The 21,037-nt window shown below is 40.9% G+C and carries 12 protein-coding genes; 5 read left to right on the top strand and 7 right to left on the bottom strand.

The window, feature by feature from the left end:
• Positions 1-121: 121 nt before the first annotated feature.
• The 7 genes from J4051_RS11755 to J4051_RS19050 all read right to left on the bottom strand — a co-directional run bounded on the left by J4051_RS11755 (position 122) and on the right by J4051_RS19050 (position 8,437).
• The gene (locus tag J4051_RS11755) at positions 122-976 is read right to left on the bottom strand and encodes a universal stress protein (protein ID WP_208234070.1); all 855 of its coding nucleotides are present in this window, start codon (positions 974-976) and stop codon (positions 122-124) included.
• A 58-nt stretch (positions 977-1,034) separates the two neighbouring features.
• Entirely contained in the window at positions 1,035-1,877 is an 843-nt protein-coding gene (locus tag J4051_RS11750) for a universal stress protein (protein ID WP_208234069.1), read from the bottom strand.
• Positions 1,878-1,890: 13 nt separating this feature from the next.
• Positions 1,891-2,739 (bottom strand): universal stress protein, encoded by an 849-nt coding sequence (locus J4051_RS11745; RefSeq protein WP_208234068.1) that lies wholly within the window; start codon positions 2,737-2,739, stop codon positions 1,891-1,893.
• Positions 2,740-2,748: 9 nt separating this feature from the next.
• Positions 2,749-3,609 carry a universal stress protein gene (locus J4051_RS11740; protein WP_208234067.1) on the bottom strand — a complete coding sequence of 287 codons (861 nt, stop codon included), beginning with the start codon at positions 3,607-3,609 and terminating at the stop codon, positions 2,749-2,751.
• Between the two features lie 640 nt (positions 3,610-4,249).
• On the bottom strand, positions 4,250-5,095 hold the full coding sequence (locus tag J4051_RS11735) for a universal stress protein (protein WP_208234066.1): 846 nt from the start codon (positions 5,093-5,095) through the stop codon (positions 4,250-4,252).
• A 409-nt stretch (positions 5,096-5,504) separates the two neighbouring features.
• A complete protein-coding gene (locus J4051_RS11730; RefSeq protein ID WP_208234178.1) occupies positions 5,505-6,560 on the bottom strand; it encodes a response regulator in 1,056 nt (351 codons plus the stop codon).
• Positions 6,560-8,437, bottom strand: coding sequence for a PAS domain-containing sensor histidine kinase (locus J4051_RS19050; RefSeq protein WP_208234065.1), 1,878 nt, complete (start codon positions 8,435-8,437; stop codon positions 6,560-6,562). The genes J4051_RS11730 and J4051_RS19050 overlap by 1 nt, the downstream gene beginning before the upstream one ends.
• A 656-nt stretch (positions 8,438-9,093) precedes the next feature.
• Between J4051_RS19050 and J4051_RS11720 the strand changes: the two genes are divergently transcribed.
• The 5 genes from J4051_RS11720 to J4051_RS11700 form a co-directional block, all read left to right on the top strand.
• Positions 9,094-11,928, top strand: coding sequence for a muramidase family protein (locus J4051_RS11720; RefSeq protein WP_208234064.1), 2,835 nt, complete (start codon positions 9,094-9,096; stop codon positions 11,926-11,928).
• 43 nt (positions 11,929-11,971) lie between these two features.
• Positions 11,972-16,480, top strand: a complete 4,509-nt coding sequence (locus J4051_RS11715; RefSeq protein WP_208234063.1) for a gliding motility-associated C-terminal domain-containing protein — start codon at positions 11,972-11,974, stop codon at positions 16,478-16,480.
• Positions 16,481-16,497: 17 nt separating this feature from the next.
• Entirely contained in the window at positions 16,498-17,439 is a 942-nt protein-coding gene (locus J4051_RS11710; protein ID WP_208234062.1) for a PorP/SprF family type IX secretion system membrane protein, read from the top strand.
• Between the two features lie 10 nt (positions 17,440-17,449).
• Entirely contained in the window at positions 17,450-19,339 is a 1,890-nt protein-coding gene (locus J4051_RS11705; RefSeq protein WP_208234061.1) for an OmpA family protein, read from the top strand.
• A gap of 1,135 nt (positions 19,340-20,474) precedes the next feature.
• Positions 20,475-21,037, top strand: a 563-nt coding sequence (locus J4051_RS11700; RefSeq protein ID WP_208234060.1) for a hypothetical protein, incomplete at its 3' end; no start/stop codon positions are given.

Raw genomic sequence — 21,037 nt, 5'->3', positions numbered from 1 at the left:
AGCTGGTGAAAAAACATGAGAAGACACTACCTCTACTTAAAGTCTTGTTTCTTTGTTCTTTGTTCTTCGCTCTCTGTTCTTTGTTCTTAATTCTTTGTTCTTAATACTGAATTCTATCAACTCAATTCTTCAGATCATGCATCACCAAAATCGGTACTTTAGAACTATAGGCAATGCCTTTTACAAGAGGCTGGTTGAGGATACTCGCAAAAAATGAATGCTTGCTATTTATGAAGGCAACCATATCACTTTCTCTGCTTTCCACAAAACAATTAATGGCAGCAGGAACAGACAGTTGACTCAACAAATGGAAAGAGTGGCTGACCTCTTCAAAATATTCGTCCAGTAGTTTTTTGTTGTTCGTCTGTTGCTCGTTCAATTTGCCATCTTCAGAAACATGCAATATTTTTATTGAGGCATTGCTGCTTTTAGCAATATTGATCAAATGTTTTAATTCCTGTTTCTTGAAATTGGTTTTATAATTTGTTGGAAAAACAATCTCCTTTGGAATTTCACGCTTAGCCAGTTGTGGCACCACAATCACTGGGCAATTTCTGTTTTTTTCCATAACATCGATAGCTGTACTGCCATAAATCTTACTTCTGGCATTGGTCTGGCCACGGGTTCCCATCACAATCAACTCAATGTCCTTTTCTTCTACAATGTTTTTAATGGCCTGTAATGGTTCGTTAAAAGTCGAAATTGTTTGAAAGCTATGTTTCGAATTTCCATTGTCATTAAAGGCCACTTCACTTAACAATTTGGCCAGCTGACGGTCAGAGTTGCTTTTTGTGGCTTCATACAGATCGCTGCCCGGTTCCATCCCAATCAGACTTTCAAGATTGGTGGGGTTTATAAAAAAAACGTTTAAGAGATAGAAAATACACTCTTGATCTTTATAAAGTTCCAAGGCATATTTGATGGCCTGTAGCGCATTCTCTGAAAAATCCGTAGGCAATAATATTTTTCTTTTCATGGATGTTTATTTATTTTCAATATGATTTGTGAAATTTGAAATTTGGAATTCGCCCCCTTTATTCTGGAATTACCAAAAACGGCACTATCGGCTGGAATCCAATCTTTTTAATTACCGGTTCTTTGATGACTCTTTCAACAAAACTGTGTCTGTAATTTACCATAGCAAGCACATCTATATTAAAGTCTGCGACAAACTCGTTGATCTCATCAGATTTTGTCCCAGATTTCTCCATCCAATGAAACGTATATTGATGATTTACCAAATGCGCTTGGAGGTCTCTCATATTGGCTTCTTGTCGTTCATTTAATTCACTTTGCAAATTGATGTGCAAAACATAGATATGGGCACGATGCAAATCGGCAAAATTGAGCAACGCCTGTAACTCTTTGGCTTCGTAAACACGGGTAAAATCCGTTGGAAATGCAATATGCTTCGGAACTTTGAATTCATAGGCATTCGGGATGGCAATCATTGGACAACTCTTCAAACTCTGAATAATCTTGACCGTATTACTTCCTAAAAAGTACCTATTAACCCCAGTTACGCCTTTGGTCCCCGTAACGACTAAGTCTATATTATTAATCTTTACCGCTCTTTTTATCGCCAACGTGATCTCTTCAGAAGTGCTTATGACCTCAAATTTATGCTTGGCATTACTATTCAACTGCGCTGCTCGATCCTTCAATGCATTTAACTCATTTTTTGAAGTTTCGGTTAAAGTTTCCAAATACTTAGCAGTAATATAGGATCTTGAGTCGGCATGGGCCAGTGATATGGAATTTAAAAAATAGAAGGTACAATCCTGTTCGGCATATAGATTTAATGCATATACCACAGCACTCCATGCATTGGCCGAAAAATCTGTTGGGATTAAAATATTATTTTTTTCTGGTGTCATGATATTTTAATTTTTATTGCTGTTTTGAAGGAATAACGAGAAACGGAATGTTCAAATAAAAACCAATTTGATTGATGGTGTCCTTAAAAAATAGATTCTCAAAAAACGAATGTTTATTATTAACCATTACCAACATGTCGATGTCGTGTTCTTCCTGAAATTTGTTAATAGCTGCAGGAATCTCCATATCTTCAACATCGTGAAACTCATAGGCCATTCTTTCGAAAAAAGTTGGCAGCATGGTCTTATTGCGATCTTGCTCATCACTCAAGCCATATCCGGTACTTACGTGCAAAGCATTAATTCTTGAGCTGTGTAACTTCGCTATTGCTTTAAGTACTTGAAGTTGTGCGGTACTGAATTGCACTTCTAAATCGGTTGGAAATAAGATCTCCTTCGGTACCACATAATCAAAATTTGAAGGAATTGCCAATACGGGAAACTTAATCTCTCTAAATACTTGAACCGTATTCGAACCAAACAATATTTTCTTTGCGCCTGTTGCACCCTTGGTCCCCATAACAACAAGATCAATATTTCGCTCAACGATCAATTCTTTGATCCCTGCAATAAGCGTTTCAAACCTGGCAATGGTCTCAAATTTATGGTTTGGATTGGTGCCAAACTCTTCTTTAAGTTCTGTAGTAAGTTTATCTAAACCCTCTTGAGAGGCAGCTCTTATGGGATCGCGAAGACCAAATTGCGCAGGACTAAGCAAAACATAGGTCAGATCATAAACAACAGGGGTATAAGCATTGAACAAATGAAATGTACACTGATCATTTTCAAAAAGCTGGATGGCATACCTGATGGCGTTCAAAGAATTATCAGAAAAATCAGTTGGTAAGAGTATGTTTTTCATAATCACTTGTTAAGATGCTGGTGTTGAACGTGTCGAATTTTGCATTGCTAATAGCGGAATCTTAAGATCAAGACTTACTTTATCGATATTGGAAGGAAACAACATGTTTTCTAAGAAAGAATGCTGTGTATTGACCATGACCAACATATCAACATCGTTCTTTTTGATATACTCCTGAATGGTTTCAGCCACTTTTCTACTATTTGCAGTGATAAAGTTTATTTCAGTTTTACAGATCGTTCCTTTCATAAAGGTTTGATTGTCTTCTTGCCTCATCGATAATTTTTCAATTTTTGAGACATATAAGACATCAATAATGCTTCTGTAAGGCGCTGCCAAATCACATAACAACTTTAATTCCCTTCGTTTGTATGGAATGAGATAATCGGTTGGAAACAAAATACGCTTTGGCTGTGTGTTGGTATAGTTTTTTGGAATGGCCAATACCGGACATTGTACATATTTCAAGACTTGGAAGGTCTGACTTCCAAAAACAATTTTACGATCATCGGACTTTCCTTTCGTTCCCATAACGATCAAGTCGATATTTTTGGTGTCGGCAATGTTGTTGGCCTCCTCTACCAGTGTGCCGAAAGCCGAAATACTGTGGTAGGTATATCGCGGATTTGGAGCTATTTCGTTGACTCTCTTTAGCAGTTCTTTCAAACTGGCTTCTGATTCCGTCTTCACTCGCTCCAAAATAGCATCAAAATTGTCACGAGACACCAAATCCTCATGATCATACACATCCTTTTGATAGGCGTGCATAAAATAAAACTCAACCTTTTCATATTTAAAAAACTCCAATGCATAGGTGATGGCATTCATTGAGTTTTTAGAAAAATCCGTCGGAAAAAGTATAGAAATCATAGTGTTTAATTTTATTTGATATGGGATAAAGTTAACAGATTAAAACCACAAAAACTATGATATATGTCATTTGAAAGACTGCCTAATTCCTGCGCCTGCCTCGTCGGCAGACAGGAAGACAGGAAGTCTTGAGGTTCAGCGAAGCTAATCTCAGGTTAAAACAGACCTAAAAAACTGAATTGCAAAATCACTCCACAAGCGACTAAGTTCATGTTATCTCAAAAAGTCTTCGTGTAACTCTGTGCAACTCTGCTTAATCCTGGATTCAAACCACCTCGCCAGCCTGAACGGACGGGCAGGTCTTCTGCTTCTCTTCTGAAGCAGAAACCACTCCTCCTTTAAAAGGAGGAGAGTTTTGGATTGGGACTACTGGTTAATTCGTTAATTTAATTGCCATTTTTGGAAAACATTAAATTCTCTCCATGCTTGGATAGAGTTTATGGTTTTTAAAAAAGTCTCTGTGCAACTCCGTGTGACCTCTGTAATACTCTGTGTAACCACGTATAAGTCCGCGGAAATCTGTGGGAGGAAAAAAACCTAAAGATCCGCTTCGGTCCTCGCAGAAATACAAAATTTGGATGGATAATAACGAGATTAGCTTCGCTGAACCTGAAGGTTTCCCGCCTGCGCGGGAATGCGGCTATTTGTCGTGCATCACTAAAAACGGAATATGCGTATGATACGTCATTTCTTCAATTTTATTATGGAATAAAATCCGCTGAAAGTAATTTAGGTTCTTGGCTACCATGGCCACCATTTTGATATCCCTACTCTGTACAAAACATTCGATGGCATCTTCAACATTTCTATTGGTAAGTTTATGGAATTTGGTATCGAATTTATGAAAATATTCATTAAGCAAATCCTTATTGTCCTGCTGTGCGATGGTTAGCGTGTCATCCTTGTTGGTCACATGCAAGACCTGCAAACTCGAATTATGGGCTTCCAGAATATTATAGAGTGGCTGTAAGAGATCGACCGCGTAGGTTAAAAGATAATCTGTTGGAAATGCAACTTCTCGTAAATCGGTAAATTTTGCTTCCTCCGGAACCACCAATGCAGGACATTGTACTTTTTTAATAACATCTGCTGCATTACTTCCAATAATCACCTTTCTCAAGCCACTGGCACCTTTTGTTCCCATGACAATCATATCTATCTTTTTTTCCTCCACATGGTTACGAACGGAATCCACAAAAAAGTTATAATCGGTTAGTGTGAAAAAATGATGGTGGGACTTCGTCGGGAATTCTGTTGAAATTCGTTTCAATAGGGTATTTAATTGCTTTTTGGCAGGTTTTGTAAACGTATTTTCAACAAAATCCTTAGTTTGAATATATGGCGAATCAGTCGCTGCCAAATAACTTAAGGAATTGACATGTAACAAATAGAAGGTACATGGTGTTTTTTCGAAAAATTCAAGCGCGAAAACAATGGCATTCCATGAGTTTTCAGAAAAGTCAGTTGGTAGAAGTATATTTTTCATGTTAATCAATCATTAGAGTAAGCAAAACAAATATATAGGGATGCACGCTCCTAAGAAATGATATCGGTCATGTCTGTCCGATTTTAGAATACAATAAACTACCTCGGGGATATTTAAACGGTATGTATTCAAGTTCCATATGTGAAATTCCAAATTCCAAAAAACAGAACAAACCGAGACAGAGACTCGAGAAATTAAACCCGAAAAAGGATTCATGATTCACTAATGTTCTAATAAAACAAGATGCTTCCACAGGCTCAGCAACCAACACTTTACAATTCAATCTCAGATTCCATCAGAATTGAATCGACAACAATTTGAATTCTATGATCCTGTTTCACAATGCGGAATGCGTTAACTGCAAAAAACACACTGTTCCGTTTCCGAAGCCTCGCTAACCAAAACCAGACTAATAAATCTCCTGAAGTTTTTTTATATCTAAGATTTTTATATTTCTGCCTTCAATCTCTATCAGACCTTCTTTCCTAAAATTAGAAATAGTTCTAATAAGGGTTTCGGTAGCAATACCAGCTACACTTGCCAAATCACTACGGGAAATTTTTATGGCATCGCCCTGTTTGGGATCCAGCTTTTCTGCGAATTTCAAGATGGTGCTTGCTGTTTTCTTTTGCACGGAGCTATAGGCCATTTGTAACAACTGATCTTTAACTCCCTTAAGGTCATCGGTGAGCAATTCGATAAGTTCATAAGTAATATGGGGATTCTTATCTAAAATCTTTTTAAGCTGCTCCTTTGAAATACCAACCATTGTCGCATCATTAAGAGCGGTTGAAGTCTCCTGATACGGAATATTTTGAAGAAATGACGTGTAGCCAAATATATCTGAAGCTTTATACAAAGCGGTAGTCAGCTCCTTCCCCTGTTCATCAAGCTTATGGGATTTTACAATGCCTTCTTTCATCAAAAATATAGCATTGGAATTTTGACCTTCTTCGTAAATGACTTCCCCTTTCTGAAAATCATAAATAGTACCATTCGCATCAAAAAAACTCTTTAAGTCGTTGAGCGTATTAATCTCTTCAGCGTTATCTTCTGACTCAAATTGCGCCCGATTGCCTCTAATCTCCTGTAAGATAGCGGCTTTCGCCAATCGACTTTCAATGGCACTCACCAATTCATCCTCACTAAAAGGCTTGGTGATATAATCGTCGGCCCCCAAGTTCATTCCTTTTCTTACATCTTGCCGTTCAGTCTTTGCAGATAAAAAAATAAATGGAATGTATTTGGTATGATCATCCTGTGCCAGCTGTTCCAACACGCCATAGCCATCCAATTCTGGCATCATAATGTCACAAACAATAAGATCGGGGTGTTGACTTTTTGCTTTTTCCACACCTATTTTGCCATTAGATGCCACATTAACTTGATAGCTTAACAGTTCCAACAGTTCTGCCGTATTATCTCTTAAGACAGCATCGTCTTCTATTAATAGTATCTTTTTTATCATTGTGATTTATTTGGGATGGTTAATATAAACGTTGATCCAACATGTTCTTTACTTTTAAAACTTATGGACCCACCTAAATTCTCAATATGCGATTTTACGATATTCAATCCAATGCCTGTACCTTGTGTGGTCAATACATTTTCTGATCTAAAATAGCGGTTAAATATATTTTTTTGATCCTTTTCAGGAATTCCAATACCCGTATCTGATATTTCAAAAATGGTGTCCTGACTGTTTTGAGTGATTTTTATCGTTATATCTGAATGTTCCGGACTGTATTTAATGGCATTATGCACCAAATTTGACAAAGCCAATTCGATGGTTTTCTCGTCTTGAATCAGCGTAATATCATCAATATTGTCTGGATATTTTATCTGCTGTCCTTCCTTTAACAACATGTTGGCATTATAGACCACTTCGTTGAGGACCTTACTTAATCTAAACGTACTGAATTTATAATTTACTTTTCCGGTCTCCAGTCGTTCAATGGACAAGAAATCGTTCAAAATAGTATTCAGGTAATTGACTTTGTCTTCAATGATTTTTATATGCTTATCACGATTGGCCTGCTGTTCTTCCAAAGTGTATTTACTCAAGAGCATGGACGAGGTCAAAATTCCGCTCAAAGGAGTTTTGAACTCATGGGAAACCAAGGATAGAAACTTGGTTTTCAACTCATTGAGCTCCTTTTCTTTTTCAAGCGCCATTTCAAGTTGCTTGGTCCTCAATTCTACCGTTTCCTCCAATTTTCTGGTGTAATTTTTTTGCTCTGTGATGTCCAGGACAATAGAAATAAACACCTCCCGATCTCCCAATATGGATAATTCTAAAGTGACATGAACAGGATACAAAGTGCCATCTTTACGTTCATGGACGGTTTCAAACTCCATTTTATCACCACTGTCGTTTATTAAAGAGATCAGCAATGCCTTAAATTCGTCTTCCGAAAAGTTCGGTTTGATATCTACAGGCGTCATCGTTTTGAGCGTTTCTAGACTATAGCCCAGATTCTTTTGAGCCCCATAATTGACATTCAAAAACTTTAAGCTATCAGCGTCAAAAACAAAGATTTCATTGAGTGAATCGTCAAATATTTTGGTGAGGTAATTGCGTTCTTCTTCGGCCTTCTTGCGCTGGGTAATATCATTCTGAATACCAATAAAATGCGTAACCAAGCCACTCTTATCTCTGATCGGGTTGATATACAATTCATTCCAGAACAGGGTGCCATCCTTTTTATAATTCCTTAAGATCACTTGGCAACTATTACCATTTTTTATTGCGGCACGAACGGTAGCCAAGCCCTCTTGATCTTGATCATCAACTTGCAAGAAGCGACAATTACTTCCCACAATTTCCTCAGATGTATAACCCGTTAAGGCCTGAAAAGCAGGATTAAAATAGATAATTGGATAGTCTTTTTTTAAAGCGTCACAAATGACGATGCCATTTCCGGCAGATTGCAGCGCCTCACTCCTTAAATTAAGGTTTTCTTCAATGGCTCGTCGTTCGGTAATGTCCACAACCAATGCCATTACTAAAGGTTTACCGTAAAGGGTGAAAGGATTCAAACCCACCTCAACCGGAAAACGAAGATTGCTTTTGGTGAGGCCATATAAATTGCGCCCGTGACCCATGCTCCGTTTTTCACTATGCTTATAGAACTCTTTAAAATGTCCTTCATGTCTATGATGATACTCGGAGGGAATTAACGTACTTAATGTCATACCCACGAGTTCATTGCCATCATATCCAAACATGGCATTTGCCGACGTATTGGCAGATACAATGTTTTGGTGTTCATCCACAACGATTATTCCTTCAGAAACGGCATCTGAAAGTATTTGTAAAATATCCTCTCGGTTTCGGAGCATAATGCAAAAATAGATTGATTTAAAAGAAATGTGAAGATAGTAACAAATTATAAAATTGTTTTAATTTTTGTGATTTCTGTTTTTTTAAAACGCGGAGTTGAAAGCTTCAAATATAAAGAGACCAATTAGGAAATTCCAAATTCCAATATGTTTCCCGCAGATTCACTTCGCCAGTTCGCTATCGCTCGGGTCGCGGATTTCGCAGAACGATAATCGGTCCAATGTAAATATAGGTGGGAACTCTGAATATCGAAGTTTAAAAAATGGGAAAACTATGTGCGTTAAAACTTAGTTCCGAAATTGACCGCTAAGAACGCAAAGCTGGTCCCGAAGGACGCAATGAATATTGAATGATGAAATTGAAATCGAAGCTGAAGTTGAAGTTGAAGTTGAAATGCTTGAACTTAAAATTTTGAATTTTGAACCTTGACGAAGCAAAATCATGAACTAAACAAGAAACGAGAAAATTTAAATATTGAAGTTGAAAGACCTGAACTTTGAATTTAAAATTTGGAACTATAATTCCCCCCATTTAAAAAAAAGTTAATAAAAAATTGATATTTCCAGACAAGAATAGTACTCTTGACGGATTTTTTGGTATTTTTATCGGAATTATTGTGATCTTAACCTAACCATTTAAACATTAGCGAATAAAAATGAAGCGACTTTTTCAATGTTTTACGCTATTATTCTTATGTTTCAACACGAGTATTGCCCAGGAAAGCCTTAAAAAGCATACAGTGAGCAGTGGCGAAACGTTGTTTTCCATTGCGAAGAAATATAACGTGACCCCATACGATCTTCAGAAAGTCAATCCAGATGTCATCAATGGCGTTAAAGTGGATGAAGTACTTCTGATTCCCGAAAGCAAGATTAAAACTCCAGTTCTTGAAAGCGCTGCCGATTCCATTAAAGCTTCAGTAACCACGTCTTCAATAAGTTATACGGTCAAAACAGGTGAAACCAAATATAGTTTATCAAAACGCTTTGGCTTGACCATTACCCAACTCGAATCACAAAATCCACAAATTATTCAAGGTCTTAACGTTGGCGATGTTTTAGAGATATACCCTGCAACGTCTTATGTTGCGCCGAAACGATCAAGTAACACTGCCACGCCATCAGTCTCTTCGACTACTTCATCACAAACATCTGGACCTTCACATAATGGAAAACGTCATTTGGTTACAAGAGGTGAAACGTTGGTTCGTATTGCAAATGCCAATGGCCTGACGGTCGATCAATTGACCAACGCCAATTCGAGAATCCTGGCCAACGGCTTGATGGTCGGCCAAAACCTATGGATTCCTGGAAGAGAGCAATTAAATTCTGGCGACGCTTACAGCCATGTTGTAAAAACCGGCGATACAAAGTTCGGATTATCATTACGTTTCAATACGACAATCGCTGCATTGGAGCGAAAAAATCCACATATTAAAACGACACTCCAAATTGGACAGACCGTTTCTATGGCCTCTGAAGAAAGTATATCCGAGCCAACGACGGAGATTTCTCAAAAAGAAACCAAAACCGCCCCTTCAACCACAAAACCATCAGTGGAAGTAAGTGAAGTGGAAAAAACGAAAACCGTTCCTACGATCACAGAAACAGTAGCCACCAACCAAGACCAAGTCGATAAAACGGAAACCGTTTCAACAGTTAAAAAATCAGTGGAAGTTATTGAAGAAAAAACTCATCAGACGGAAACTGTTCCAAAAGTAGAAAAAGTAAACGTGGTAACTACTAAGGAAAAACAACCAAAACCAACTAAAAATGCTCCCACAACCAAAGAGGTAGCAGCCACGACTAAAGAAAAAGTTGAAAAAACTAAAACCGTTCCGCCAGTTAAGAAAAGTATTGTCAGTAACGAAGAAAAAGTTAAAGCTACCAAAACTGTTCCTACAACCACAAAAGAAAAAGTTGAGCAAATAGAAGAAAACGTTGCTCCAGTTAAGGAAGCCGTCGTTAGTACAGAAGAAAAAGCTAAAGCAACCGAAACTGTTCCTCCAATTAAAGAAACAGTCGCTGTGGAACAGCCCAAAGTAGTTGAAACGTCTCCTACAATTGCAGAGCCTATCGCTACCATTGAGAAAAAAGCTGAAAAAACTGTCGCAACAACGACTCAGCCTAAAGAAAAAATCAAAACAATAACCGAAACGAACATTTCAACGTCTTCAGAGACTGGATATCTCCCTTATGAAATCCAACCCAATGATACCCTTTACGCATTGGCTCAAAAGGCGGGCATGACAATTCCAGATTTCCTTGTCTTAAATCCGCAGTTAAAAGAAGCCGTACAAGCAGGCACTTTCATTAAAATGCCTGATGCTGCTACTCCGCTTCATGCCCCATCAGAAACTATAGAAACACCTGAGTTGGTAAGGGACTTTTCACTTCCTGTCAATTTAATAACGACCGCAAACACATCCCAACTTAAACAATTGTTATTTTTCCTTCCGTTTTCAAAGGAGGAATATCAAAATCATGAAGCCACCAATGACAACTTCACGAGTGTTTCTGACGATTTCAAACGTGTTCATTTGGAGTTTTATAAGGGCGCCAATATCGCTATTGATTCCATCAGAAAAATGTATCTTTCCCTGAATGTTGACGTTATAGAAGCGCAAAGCAGCATACGGAGTTCCAAAATAAAGCCTCTGCTCGAAGAGCACAAGATTAATGACTATGACGCTATTATCTTGCCTTTTTATGACACCGTGGAAGAAGAAGTGGCCGCATTTACCGCAGACAACAAGATCCCGGTCATCACAGCATCTACAATGACTTTCCAAAACACAACTGACAATTTATATAGCGCAGTACCATCCGCGAACCTTCAACGGAAAAAGATGCTCGATTATATAATGACAAAAGATGCGCATATTATTGTGCTAAATGATGCCCACCGTAGCGAGAGTAAAGCCTTTATTTCAGAATACGCACCAAACGCAGAATTTGTCAACATCAAAAAAAATGGATCATTTAGTGAAGCTGAATTGATAGGGAAGTTTAAAAAAGACCAACTCAATTTCGTGGTTATTGATAGTGAGAGAACGAGTGTGTTCTTAAATACCACCAATGTCCTTCTGAGTGAACTATCCAGCCATGCCCTACAATTGGCAGTTTTAGAATCGGCGTTAATTCCTGATGATGGGCATGTATCCGAAAAAAGATACCGCATCTTAAATATGGTTTTTCCATCTCTAATTCCTGAAAAATCAACTGCAAGTTCTAAGCAATTTTTAAGTTCTTATCAAAAAAAATATAATTTACTGCCTTCGGCAAATGTTATGTTAGGATTTGATATTACATTTGACAGCTTGTTACGGCTTATCCAAAAGCAAAGCTTTGAAAATTCTGCTGTAAATGACATTACGGAATATACGCAGCTGAAATTCAATTATGAAAAGAATATATTAGGAGGATTTAGCAATGAAGGTATTTATATCTTACAATATGATTCAGATGCCAACATACGGGAAGCCAACTAATTTAAAGAAACGGTTTTGATCGATTGAATCGCCTTTTATATTTATGAAAAAAATTACAAAAGCTAAACTCTATACTAAATTTTTTGCTGCTATCATACTTTTCATGGGGGTTAGCATAAATTCCTTTGGCCAATGTCCTACGGTTACCGATCCGGTCCAAAGCTTTTGTGATATTGATGTTCCGAAGATAGCAGACCTCGTGGCCACCGATAATGGTGGCGGTATCAAGTGGTATTCTACTGCAACCTCTACCACCCCACTTTCAAGTACGGTGGGCCTTGCCAATGGAAATGTATATTTTGCAGATGACAATTCGGGTACCTGTGGCACACGCCAAAGTGTAACTGTCGAAATTTTCGGCGTACCTTTTGGATTAGGCTTTCAGGGTGTTTGTGTTGACCATCCTGAAGAAGCTACTATAGCCGATTTATATGCGGTTGGAAATGATTTACAATGGTATAATGTGGAGTCTGGAGGCAGCCCTTTGGATCCTACAACGATTTTAGTGGATAGTACCATTTATTATGTCGATCAGTCCAATCCCAATACCGGTTGTCGTACCTCGCGCCTCTCTGTTTTTGTTAATGTTGGTCTTGTACCCGTTCCTACGGGTGATGCCCTTCAGATTTTTTGTGCGGACAGTCAACCAACAGTTGCCGACTTAGTAGCGAGCGGCACCAATAATTGGTACAGTACACTTTCATCTCGGTCTCCTTTAGCGTTGTCAACACCTTTAGTAAATGGTCAAAGCTATTTCGCAACCACCTTTGACCCGCCATGTGAAAGTACGGAGCGCTTGGAAGTGACGGTTGAAATCGTTCAACCCAACAATCCTGGTGGGAACGGCGAAATAGAAATCTGCGAATCAGGCTTGGTCAGTACCGGATCGATTAATTTATTTGACGGGCTTTTAGGTGGCCCAGATACAAATGGTACCTGGTCAGGACCACTGCCAACCTCCAACGGAAATACAGGCACGGTCAATGTGACATCGATGACGCCGGCTGGAAGTCCATACATCTTTACTTACGAAGTCAGTTCTGAGCATTGCCCTACCAACACCGCAACAGTGAGTATCATAATTGTTGCAAGTCCCGATCCTGGTACCAATGGTTCATTGACCTTATGTAGCAATAGTACTGCACAAGATCTTTTCCAAAGCTTGGGAGGCACTCCAGAACCCGGAGGCATGTGGTCGCCTGCTTTGACAAGTGGCACTGGCGTTTTTGATCCAACCTTAGATGCCGCGGGAATTTATACCTATACAGTTCAGGGTGTTCCACCATGTGGTGATGTTTCTGCAACGGTGGAAGTGATCGTCAACCCTGAAGCTGATCCTGGAACCAACGGAAATTTAACGCTTTGCTTTGACAGCGGTCCAACAAATTTATTTAACAGCCTCGGTGGCTCCCCACAATCTGGAGGGACTTGGTCGCCAGCATTGGCTAGCGGTACGGGCGTTTTTAATCCGTCAGTAGACACCGACGGTACTTATACCTATAGTGTTTCTGGAATTTCACCTTGTGGAATTGCCACGGCAACGGTTACTGTGACCACCATTCCAGCACCTGATCCTGGCACCAATGGAAGTTTGATTTTATGTAGCAATGATGCGTCAGCAGATCTTTTTGAAAGCTTGGGTGGCACTCCCGAAACTGGAGGCGTTTGGACGCCTGCCCTGACAAGTGGCACGGGCGTCTTTGATCCGTCGGTAGATACTGCAGGAATTTACACCTATACCCTTCAAGGCCCTGCCCCATGTGGTGCGGGTTCGGCCACGGTCAATGTGACCGTCAATCCTGAGGCAGAACCTGGAACCGACGGCAACTTAGAGCTTTGTTTTGATAGTACGCCAACAAATTTATTTGACAGCTTAGGTGGCTCCCCACAATCTGGTGGCACCTGGTCGCCGGCATTGGCTAGCGGCACGGGCATTTTTGATCCTTCCGTAGATGTTGAGGGCGTTTATACTTATAGTGTTTCTGGAAATTCTCCATGTGGGATTGCCACAGCAAACGTCACCGTAACTGTCAATCCGATAGCAGATGCTGGCTCCAGCACCAGTTTGATCTTATGTAGCCATGATGCTACACAGGATCTTTTCGAAAGCTTGGGTGGCACTCCTGAAACAGGAGGCACTTGGTCGCCTGCATTGGCAAGTGGCACGGGTGTTTTTGATCCGTCCATAGATGCTTCTGGCATTTATACCTATACCGTTCAGGGCATAGCGCCTTGTGGCGATGCTTCTGCGACCGTTAATGTGACCGTCAATCCGGGGTCAGAACCTGGAATCAATGGCAACTTAACCGTTTGTGTGGATAGTGCTCCTGAAGATTTATTTAACAGTTTGGGTGGCACGCCACAAACTGGCGGAACCTGGTCGCCTGCATTGGCAAGCGGTACGGGTGTTTTTGATCCGTCCGTAGATGCTGCTGGAGTCTATACCTATACCATTGCCGGGATTTCACCTTGTGGAGATGCCACCGCAACAGTTACCGTAACAGTCAATCCATTGGCCAACCCTGGCACCAGTAGCAGTCTGATTTTATGCAGCCATGATGCCGCACAGGATCTTTTTAATAGTTTGGGCGGTACGCCTGATACTGGAGGCGTTTGGTCGCCGGCTTTAGCTAGTGGAACAGGTGTTTTTGATCCATCGCAAGATGCTCCTGGCATTTATACCTATACCGTTCAGGGCCTAGCGCCTTGTGGCCAAGCTTCTGCAACGGTTGAAGTGACTGTCAATCCGGGAGTCGAACCTGGAACCGACGGCAACGCCACGTTTTGTATTGATAGCACTCCAGAAGATTTATTTAACAGTTTGGGCGGCAATCCGCAATCGGGTGGCACTTGGTCGCCTGCATTGGCAAGTGGCACGGGTGTTTTTGATCCGTCCGTAGATGCCGAAGGCGTTTATACCTATACCATTGTTGGAATTTCGCCTTGTGGCGATGCGACAGCAACGGTCACCGTCACTATCAGCGAACTATCGGATGCTGGTACCAGCAGCAGTCTGACATTATGTAGCACTGACGCTCCACAAGATCTTTTTGATAGCTTAGGTGGCACGCCAAAAACTGGAGGTGTTTGGTCACCCGCATTGGCAAGTGGCACTGGTATTTTTGATCCATCGCAAGATACTGCTGGAATTTACACCTATACCGTTCAAGGCATAGCACCTTGTGGAGAAGCTTCTGCAACAGTGGAAGTGAGCATCAATCCTGAGGCAGATCCTGGAACTGATGGTGCTTTATTAGTATGTGTTGAAAGTGCTCCTGAAGATTTATTTACGAGTTTAGGTGGCACTCCAGAATCGGGTGGTACTTGGACACCTGCATTAACAAGTGGGACGGGGGTATTCGATCCATCAATCGATGCAGCGGGAGTTTATACCTATACGGTTTCTGGACTATCACCTTGTGGTGCTGCCTCTTCCACCGTTACCGTTTCCATCGATCCATTACCTGAAGCAGGGTCCGGAGGCAGATTGGCTATCTGTACCAACGATGCCCCACAAGATCTTTTTGATCGTCTTGGTGGCACCCCAGACCTTGGAGGCACATGGTCTCCTACCTTGGCAAGTGGCAACGGACTCTTTGACCCTACGCAAGATAATGCCGGAACCTATACCTATTCCGTAACTACCGCTTGTGGTACGGATTCAGCAACCGTAGTTGTTGCCATCATACCGGAACCAGATATTAGTGGACTCACATTAAGTGCAGATACCATTTGCTTGGATGACGCCATAGATATCAACCTATCTGGAGCAAGTCAATTGGCGGATGGAAATTATAGTCTTAACTATTCGCTTTCAGGGGCCAATATTACTGAGCAAACCATCAACGTGACCATCTCCAGCGGCAGCACAGTAATTAATATACCTGCATCGCAACTGACGAACATCGGAACGACAACATTCACCATTTTAAATCTGTTGGATCCTGTCACCAATTGCGGTACCGCATCCGGCACACTTCCAACGGTAGATTTTAATGTAGAACAAGCGCCAACCCCAGAGTTGATTACTGATGGCGATGCTTTTTGTATCGACGATGCGCCAACGATTGCCGACTTAACGAGCAATCTGACCAACCCAGATCATATCACCTGGTTTGATGCTTTGGAAAATGGCACGCCATACCCTGAGGACACACCATTAGTAGATGGCAACACCTATTATGCTGCCAATAGCAGCACGAATGGCTGTACCACTGGCATTCGATTGGCAGTAACTATCAGCATTGATACTTGCGAACCCTTAGAAATCATCATCCCCGATGGCTTTAGTCCAAATGGCGATAACATTAATGACGATTTCCTGATTAAAAATCTGAGGGAACTCTATCCTAATTTTCAATTGCAGATTTATAACCGTTACGGCAACATCCTTTATAAAGGTGATATCAACACCCCAAATTGGGACGGCAGATCCAACCAAGGTCGCGAAGTTGGCAGTGGGTTATTACCGGTAGGGGTCTATTTTTATATCTTGGAACTCAAAGACACTAACAATAAAACGATACAAGGTAGAGTCTACCTTAGCAGGTAATCTGAATAAAGGTATCTATGATAATTAAACATTTAAAATATACGCTTCTCGGTTTCCTCCTTATGGCAGGACTGTTCAGTATGGCGCAACAAGATCCTCAGTATACACAATACATGTATAATATGAGTGTCATCAATCCCGCCTATGCCACCGAAGGAAACGACATTAATCTGGGTGCTCTATACCGTGCACAATGGGTGGGCTCGGTGGGCGGACCAACTACGGGTTCCTTTTTTGTCCACGTCCCCTTACAGGAAAAAATTCAGGTAGGACTTTCGGTCATCAACGATCAAATTGGCGATGTGGTCAATGAAACCAATGTCTATGCCGATTTCGCCTATATCTTATCGCTGGGCAACTCCACCAAACTATCTTTGGGAGTCAAAGCCGGCGCCACTTTTTTCAATACCAATTTTGATGGATTTATTTATTCTGATGTGTTGCCGGATCCAGCATTTGCCAATAATCTGAGCAAGACATTCCCGAATATTGGCGCAGGGGCCTATTTATTTGGAGACAATTATTACGTCGGATTTTCAGCACCCAACTTATTGAACTCAAAACATCTTGAAAACAATAGTGGCATTGTAGCCAACGGCGTTGAGGAGATGCACTTTTTTCTGACCGGCGGTTATGTGTTTGAAATGAATGAGAACTTAAAGTTAAAACCTGCATTTATGACCAAGGCGGTTTCCGGAGCGCCATTATCTGTTGATCTCACCGCAAACGTACTGTTCAACAATGTGTTTGAAGTTGGTGCAGGGTATCGACTTGATGATGCGATAACCGGACTGGTGAATTTCAGGGTGACGCCCTCACTTCGGATTGGCTATGCCTATGATTATACCCTATCCAATTTGGGGAAATTCAATTCAGGATCGCACGAAATTATGATTTTATTTGATATCAATAGATTAGGAACCCCGAAAGGATATGATAAATCGCCAAGATTTTTCTAAAACAATAGCTATGAAAAACGTTTGCCTACTTCTCTGTTTCCTTGCTGCCTCATGGACTGTCCATGCGCAACGACCGAGCATCAAAAGGGCCAACCAACTTTTTGCGCAAAAATCGTATGCAGATGCAGCAAAAATGTACCAAACCCTTGGCCAGAGTCAGGAAGTGCTTCAAAACCTGGCCGATTCCTATTACTATAATTCCGAAATGAAATTGGCACGAACACCCTATACCGGACTGTTCACGCATTTTAAGGACAGCTTAAAACCAGAGGTCTATTTCAGATACGCCCAAGCGTTAAAGGGTGTTAAAGATTATGCGAAAGCCGATGAAATTATGGGTGAATACCTCGGATTTGCCGTTGACACCGAAAAATTCATCACCAACCTCAACCGATTGGTGCCGTATAATTACGAGATCCAAATCATGACCCAAAGTTCGCGGACTGGCGATTTCGGCATTGCTTATTTTGGTGATAAGATCGTCTTTTCATCATATAGGAATCGTGAAAACCCTATCTTCAGCTGGAACAACCAACCCTATTTAGATTTGTACCAGGCCGAAGTGACCAAGGAAAAGAAACTGGTCAATATCCAGCCATTTTCCGAAGATATCAACACTAAAACCCACGAAAGCAACGCCACGTTTACCAAAGACGGCAAAACCATGTACTTTTCAAGAACCAATGAAAACCGTGTGCTTATTGGCGAAGAACTGGTTGCCACGGTCAAATTGTATAAAGCAGAATTGTTAAATGGAAAATGGACCCATATTACCGAACTCCCGTTTAGCAGTGACCTCTACTCTACCCTACATCCGGTACTCAACCCCGAAAACACACGCCTCTATTTTTCAAGTGATATGCCAGGGACCTTGGGCTCTTTCGATATTTTTTATGTGGATATTACCGATACTTATGAAGGTTATGTGGACGAAAGCTACAGTGAACCCGTCAATTTAGGTAAAACCATCAACACTGCCCAAAGAGAACAGTTTCCGTTTGTGGGTGAAGAAGGTACACTTTACTTTGCGTCGGATGGCCATCAGGGCATGGGCGGATTGGATCTTTTTGTGAGTAGAGTTTACGATAATATGTATTCCAAACCACTGAATCTTGGCGAAACGATCAATTCAGAAATGGACGATTTTGGCTATATCGTCAATGAAAAAGACGATACGGGCTATTTCTCCTCCAACCGAATAGGTTATGACAATTTATATGCCTTTACACGGAAGGTAAACGAGCGTCAATTTACAGTGGAAGGTAATGTGCAAGATAAAATTTCGCAGAATCTGCTTCCGGGCACCACCGTTACTTTATATGATGAAAACGACATTCTGATCGACCAAATGGTAGTGGGTGAAGATGCCCAATATGTGTTCAACACCGAACCAAATAAAGACTACTCCATTGAGGCACATCGCGATTTTTACATCCCGACCACCGAGCGGTTTACTACCAATGACGATGGCAACATCACCTTTAACATTGAGCTCTCCATTGAATCTTATGACGATGCCGAAGACATTGTAGTGACCAAGGATGACGGCTATATTTATATTGAATTGGAAAATATCTATTTTGATTTCGGCAAATACGAGATCAAACCAGAGGCAGAACGTATTTTGGATGTATTGGTTCATCTCCTGAATAAATACCCGCGTATGGAAATCCAATTGGGAGCGCATACCGATAATCGATCGTCTGATTTGTTCAACCTTCACCTATCACATAATAGAGCCGCGGCCACACTTGAATATTTGGTGGATAACGGCATTGATAGAAAACGCTTGCGCTCAAAAGGTTACGGTGAACATTTCCCTCTTGTGGACTGCGGCGATAACTGTACTGAAGAAGAGCATTCGATCAATAGACGTTGTGAGTTTTTGATATTAAAATAGAGAGGTTGACCGAGGACGGAAGGACTGAAGACTGAAGACTGAAGACTGAAGACTGAAGACTGAAGACTGAAGACTGTTCCACAGAGTTTCACAGAGAAGGCACGGAGATTCACGGAGATGATGGGAAGTTGAAGTTGCCCTCCTAAATGACGGAGTCGGGCAGGAAATTGAACTTGCCCGCCTGAATGACGGTCTCATGCAAGAAATGGAAAGGCCTGAATTTTAAGTTTTGAACATTGAATCTTGAACTCGGAACTTGCCTGCCCGTCCGCAGCGAAGCGAAGGCGGGAAACTCGGACTGCCGACTGAAGACTGCGGACTGCTGACTGAAAACTGTTTCACAGAGAAAGCGCGGAGATTCACGGAGATGATGGGAAGTTGAAAAACTTGAATTTTAAAAGTTGAACATTCCATCTTGAACCTTGAATCTTGAACTCGGAACTTGCCTGCCCGCTCGCCTGCCCGATCAAAGCAAAGCGAAGACGGAAGCAAAGGCGGGACACCAAAGTTCGGACCTGAACTTTACCTTAGCACAGCGCATACACTATCCATACACTATCCATACACTATCCATGGAGTATCTATGGAGTATCTATGGAGCATCCTTAAATATCGAATATCGAAAGCTGAACACCCAATATTGAAATATAATCTAGCTTTACAGTCCGTATCTGAGCAAGGGCGATGCTGTCCAACCACAACGAAACAAAAACGGACCTGCCCGATCAGAACAAAGCGAAGGCGGGAAATAGACTCTGAACTCTGAATGACATTTTGAACTTTGGACCATCATTCCTGAGGTTAACCGTAAAGGACGCAAGAATGCACGCTAAGAACCCAATGAAATTGATCGACCAACAACCGTACATGATACAAACCGCCAACCGACATCTCCTTTAATTCCAAAATTCAGCCGTCTAACTCTCAATTGATTACATCTATATTAACAACTGTTTAACAGGTATCTATTCACTTGTAGTTTATAATAGCATTTCAACGATTTTTTTTCTTTCGATACTAGCATCGACTTATGTTTGTACATCCCTCGCTGAGCGGTGAACTTGGTTTTTCCGTTTCTCTATTCCTCTGATAAAACACTTGGAATGGATTTTTGTGTTAACATTATTTGATGATTATGAAAAAAAATTACCGCTATGTTCTGCAATTGGTTTTGCTAACACTTATCACCGGGGCTTCATTCCATACTAAGGCCGAGAACACTTCAATATTAGATACCCATAACGCTTTATATCAATTTGAGCGGTCTTTTATTAAGACGTTGATTGATGAGGATTTGGAGCGGAGTTTTGAGAGAAAGAATGAGGGATTTCGTTCACATAAATTAACACCTGAAGCTTTATGTAATGACATCACCATCTATTTAGATTCTTCAGGTAACACCACTATTTCGCCAGAAGATTTAGACTCTAATAATACTGGTACTAATTTTTCATTGGACATTGATACTTTTGATTGCTCCAACATTGGTACACCTGTAAACGTTACGGTTACTGATAGTAGTGATAGTTCTACTTGTAGTGCTATTGTGACAGTTGAGGATAATTTGCCTCCTGTTACTCCAACTCTTGACGATGTCACCGGAGAATGTACCGCCACCGCAACAGCTCCTACAACCACGGACAATTGTGGCGCTACCATTACGGGCACATCCTCTGATCCGTTGACCTACTCAACCCA

It is taken from the genome of Gelidibacter pelagius (assembly GCF_017581925.1).
Lineage (GTDB): Bacteria > Bacteroidota > Bacteroidia > Flavobacteriales > Flavobacteriaceae > Gelidibacter > Gelidibacter pelagius.
Note: the sequence above shows the minus strand (reverse complement) of the source record. Positions and strands in the feature narration are given on the sequence as shown.

Excerpts from the sequence above, each read along its gene's own strand:
- J4051_RS11755 (WP_208234070.1), bottom strand. The coding sequence starts at position 976 with ATGAAAAGAAAAATATTATTGCCTACGGATTTTTCAGAGAATGCGCTA.
- J4051_RS11750 (WP_208234069.1), bottom strand. The coding sequence starts at position 1,877 with ATGACACCAGAAAAAAATAATATTTTAATCCCAACAGATTTTTCGGCC.
- J4051_RS11745 (WP_208234068.1), bottom strand. The coding sequence starts at position 2,739 with ATGAAAAACATACTCTTACCAACTGATTTTTCTGATAATTCTTTGAAC.
- J4051_RS11740 (WP_208234067.1), bottom strand. The coding sequence starts at position 3,609 with ATGATTTCTATACTTTTTCCGACGGATTTTTCTAAAAACTCAATGAAT.
- J4051_RS11735 (WP_208234066.1), bottom strand. The coding sequence starts at position 5,095 with ATGAAAAATATACTTCTACCAACTGACTTTTCTGAAAACTCATGGAAT.
- J4051_RS19050 (WP_208234065.1), bottom strand. The coding sequence starts at position 8,437 with ATGCTCCGAAACCGAGAGGATATTTTACAAATACTTTCAGATGCCGTT.
- J4051_RS11720 (WP_208234064.1), top strand. The coding sequence starts at position 9,094 with ATGAAGCGACTTTTTCAATGTTTTACGCTATTATTCTTATGTTTCAAC.
- J4051_RS11715 (WP_208234063.1), top strand. The coding sequence starts at position 11,972 with ATGAAAAAAATTACAAAAGCTAAACTCTATACTAAATTTTTTGCTGCT.
- J4051_RS11710 (WP_208234062.1), top strand. The coding sequence starts at position 16,498 with ATGATAATTAAACATTTAAAATATACGCTTCTCGGTTTCCTCCTTATG.
- J4051_RS11705 (WP_208234061.1), top strand. The coding sequence starts at position 17,450 with ATGAAAAACGTTTGCCTACTTCTCTGTTTCCTTGCTGCCTCATGGACT.